Genomic DNA, 4,199 nt, shown 5'->3' with positions numbered 1-4,199 from the left:
AATCAGTTCCGCAGATCGTTATCGTTGACCTGACACCACCGTATGCCAGCTTCCCCGGTGCGCCGCCGGCGCCTATACCACCTGGCGACCTGCCCACACCTGCCGACCGTGACTACTTTGAAGGCAAGCCCAATGAGTCCGCAGTGTTTACGATCCCGGATTATGTGGCGCAAGGTCGCGCTGCGGGCGATTGGGCGTATCTTTACTATAATGGTTCCGATCAGCCCTATGTCCCCAGCCCGCCTGATCCTTCGCCACGTTGGAATCTGCCTGCGGACCTGAGCTTCCCATTGCCATTATCCGTGGTTGACGCCAGCCCGGATGGCCTGCGCAGTTTGCGGTATGAGTTGTTCGACGCAGCAGGAAACCCGGCGCGGCTTTCTGCTTCCTACAGCCTGGACGTGGGTCTGTTTCCGGCCCCTGAGAACCTCCTGGCACCGCTGGTTGGCCGAACCTCTCCCCCCAGCGACGAATTGATTGATCGGGAGGATGTAGGGCTGGACGGCGGCATGATCGTGCGTATTCCTGAATATACGAACTTTCTGCGCAACGTCGATGGAGATGAATTCCTCGTCACATTGAGGACAAGCATCACCACCGTTAACTTGGATGCCCAGCAGCTGGGCAACAGCCGGTTCCCGGCGGAGGTTCACGTTCCGTACAGGGTATTGGAAGACCTCTATGGCGCCACTCGAGGGCTATTGCCGTTGACGGTTTCCTATGTGGTGCGGCGGCGATCTGTCGACTACCCGGCGATACCGACCACCACCGTCAACCTGGACCTGTTTGTTGTCGGCCCCACTCCCATTGGCCCGGACCCGATCAACGATGACCTGCTGCCCGTAGTCGTGAAGGGGGTAGACGCAACCGGTACCGAGGGCCCCGACGACGTGCTGGAGCGCGACCACGCCAACCGGCCTGCGATTGCCCGGGTGACGTTATGGAGTACGGCACCCACACCGGATGCCAGCGACTTTACGATCCGCCTTTACTATTCGGGCGAACTCGTTGCTACCCAACCGGTGACCGGCGCCTCGGCTGGCCAGGTGATTCCGCTCTCAATCCCGTGGAGCTTCATTGAGCGTCATGGCAATGGCCGCAAGACGGTGTTCTACACCATTGCCCAAGGGGCCAGCACCAACCGCCAGTTTTCCCCTGACACGACGGTGACGGTGAATGCCAACTTCAAAGAGCTTGCCGCGCCGGAGGTACGACATCTGTCGGCAGCGGGGTCGGTCAACTGCGCTTCGTTCAGGCCTGAAAGTCCTCCCGGGAACGTTGTGGTGTGTATTCCGTCTTCGGAGCACTTTGAACTGAGGATGGTAGTTACGCTGCACTGGCAGGGCTACAGCGACGATGCAGGAACGATAGCGGTCCCGGCAGCAGTGGGTCAGGTGGACTCCATACCGCTCACGCAAGGCATGATCAATTCGGGGTTCGAGTTGCTCCTGGGGCCCTATGAGACCATCTACAAACCCATCCAGCCCCACTCGGGTGCAAGGTTGGCCGGCTCCGCGCGGGTCTGGTACACCATCAACCTGCCTGAAGGACCATTACCTTCCGATGAAGCGCATCCTCTTGTTCGCGGGGTTCGGATAGGTGGAACAAATGGCCAATACTGCGACGGCACTGACGTCCCGCTCCCTTAATACTTGTTTGAAGCCTGTTGCCAAAGAGGAGCCTTGCTCCTCTTTGGCATTTTTGCCTTTGGGTCGACTACAAACTGCATTCACTTTCAGTACAGCGTCTTAGGATTAGTCCTACAGATGTTGGGAACAGCTCTGGGTACCTTGGGCGCCGCTTGATTGGCAGGGTCCACACGCTTTTCGGAACCGGCCAGTTTTTTTCCGTAAAGGAACGCCAACCCAGAGGTCCGTAAAGATGTCAGCTCCATTCAATTTCAAACCAACTCCCTTAAGCCTTGCCTTCAAGGCCAAGGCCGTCACACTGCTGATGCTCATGGCGCAGCTGTCCGAGGCGCGTGTCGTGACCGGCCCGGATGAAACGGTGCGGCCTGGCCCGCGTCCTGACACTTTTGAATTGCGTGCAGGTTCCCGCCTGACGGTTCTGGGAGTGCCCACCCTGCAAATCACTGCCAATTCCGCAACCCTGATTGTCAATGCCGGCAGCAGCACCCGTGACATTACCGCAATGAACTCCGACATCCGCATCGATGGTTCGGACGTCGTTGCGCGGGATTCGGCAGTCGCCGCGGTGCGTGTCACGGGCAGCAACGTGCTGATCACCAACAGCAACGTTACCCACAACAACGGAACCGGGCTGATAGCGGCCCGTTCCCTGGGCGACACCAATGGTTCCAGCGTCACGGTCGTCAACAGCCACATCACCGGCAGCACCCGCGGTGCCTCGGCCAGTGCCCACAGCGTGCTGGACCTGACTGATTCGCGTGTCGAAGCGACCGCTGATAATGGCGTGGGTATTGACCTGTTCAGTGGCCAGGCCCGTGCGTTCAATACCAGCATCGTTGGTGGAGACATTGGCGTGAAGATGGGCGTGGATAACGACCCGACTTTGGCCAGCAGCCTGATCCTCGACCGCTCGAGCGTCGAGGGCAAGACCGGTTCGGCGATTCAGGTCGGCTCGTTCAGGCCCGGGGAATCGACCCTTGCTGATATTCATGTACTCAATGGCTCCACGCTGACCGGCGCAAACGGTGTGCTGCTGGAAGTCATGAATGGCGCCACCGCCAACATGAACGTCGACCGCAGCTTCCTGGTCGGTGACGTGGTGGTCGAAGACGGCAGCACCGCCAGGTTGCAGCTCAACAATGGCTCCTGGCTCACCGGCAAACTGCAGAACGTCGCCGAGTTGAGCGTCAATTCAGCGTCCCACTGGATGCTGGTGGATGACAGTTCAGTCGGCGACCTGATCATGGGCGGCGGCACCGTGCACTTTGGCGGCGCCGATGAGTTCTTTCAGTTGGACGTCAACAGCCTGTCGGGTGACGGCAGCTATGTGATGCACACCGACTTCAGCACCGGCCAGACCGACTTGCTCAACGTCAACGGGGTCGCCACGGGCAACCACAGCCTGCTGTTGGCGGCGACCGGCTCCGAGTTGGCGAGTGCGTTGCCGATTCGTGTGGTGCACACCGAAGGTGGCGATGCGCACTTCTCGCTGGACGGCGACACCGTGGATGTGGGCGCCTATTCCTACGGGCTGAAGAAGGAAGACACCGACTGGTACCTCGATCCTAACCGTCGTGGCACCAGCAACAGCACCAAAACCGTGATGGCGTTGTTCAACACGGCCCCCACCGTGCTGTACGGCGAGATGTCCCTGCTGCGTACCCGCATGGGTGAACTGCGTTTCAGCGACGGCCAGAGCAACGGGTTCTGGATGCGTGGCTACGGCAACAAATACGAGGTAGTCGGGAACAAGGACGGTGGTGGCTACACGCAAAACCAGCGTGGCCTGAGCCTGGGGGCCGATGCGCCATTGTCGGGCGGAGATGGCCAGTGGATGGCCGGTGTCATGGCGGGTCACAGCACGTCCGACATCAGCGCCAACACTTCCGGCAGCGGCAAGGTCAACAGCTACTACCTGGGGGGGTATGCCACCTGGATCGACGACGAGAGCGGGCTGTACTTCGACGGCGTGGTCAAGCTCAACCGCTTGCACAACGAGGTCAACGTGACCATGAGCGACGGCAAGCGTGCCAAGGGCAACTACACGCAGAATGCCGTGAGCGCATCGGCGGAAGTCGGCCGGCATATCAAGCTCGACGATGGTTACTTTGTAGAACCGTACTCGCAACTGAGCACAGCGATTATCCAGGCGCAAAGTTACGAGCTGGACAATGGCCTGCAGGCCAAGGGTGATCGCACCGCCTCCGTGGTGGGCAAGCTTGGCGTGACAGGCGGCAAGAATATCCAGCTGGAGAGCGGCGGGGTGCTGCAGCCCTACCTGCGTACAGCGTTGGCCCATGAGTTCAACCACAGCAACAAGGTCAAGGTGAACGACCAGCGCTTCAACAACGATGTGTTCGGTTCGCGTATTGAAGTGGCAGCGGGCGTGGCGATGTCGGTGTCGAAGAACGTCAAGCTGCACGCTGATATTGAACATGCCCAAGGCAAGAAGGTGGATCAGCCGTGGGGGGTTAATGTGGGAGTGCGTTACGATTTCTAGGAAACAGGGGTAAAGAAAAAAGGAAGCCGAGGCTTCCTTTTTTTGTGGGG

2 protein-coding genes are annotated in these 4,199 nt (G+C 59.6%); both read left to right on the top strand.

Annotation, left to right across the window (positions count from 1 at the left end; translation table 11 throughout):
* Positions 1-1,649: hypothetical protein (locus tag JV201_RS16040; RefSeq protein WP_219405706.1), on the top strand; the 1,649-nt coding region annotated here is incomplete at its 5' end.
* A gap of 232 nt (positions 1,650-1,881) precedes the next feature.
* Positions 1,882-4,149: an autotransporter outer membrane beta-barrel domain-containing protein gene (locus JV201_RS16035; RefSeq protein WP_219405705.1), complete on the top strand. Its 2,268-nt coding sequence runs from the start codon at positions 1,882-1,884 to the stop codon at positions 4,147-4,149.
* Positions 4,150-4,199: the final 50 nt, after the last annotated feature.

It is taken from the genome of Pseudomonas sp. Colony2 (genome assembly GCF_019382755.1).
Taxonomy (GTDB): Bacteria; Pseudomonadota; Gammaproteobacteria; order Pseudomonadales; family Pseudomonadaceae; genus Aquipseudomonas.
Note: the sequence above shows the minus strand (reverse complement) of the source record. Positions and strands in the feature narration are given on the sequence as shown.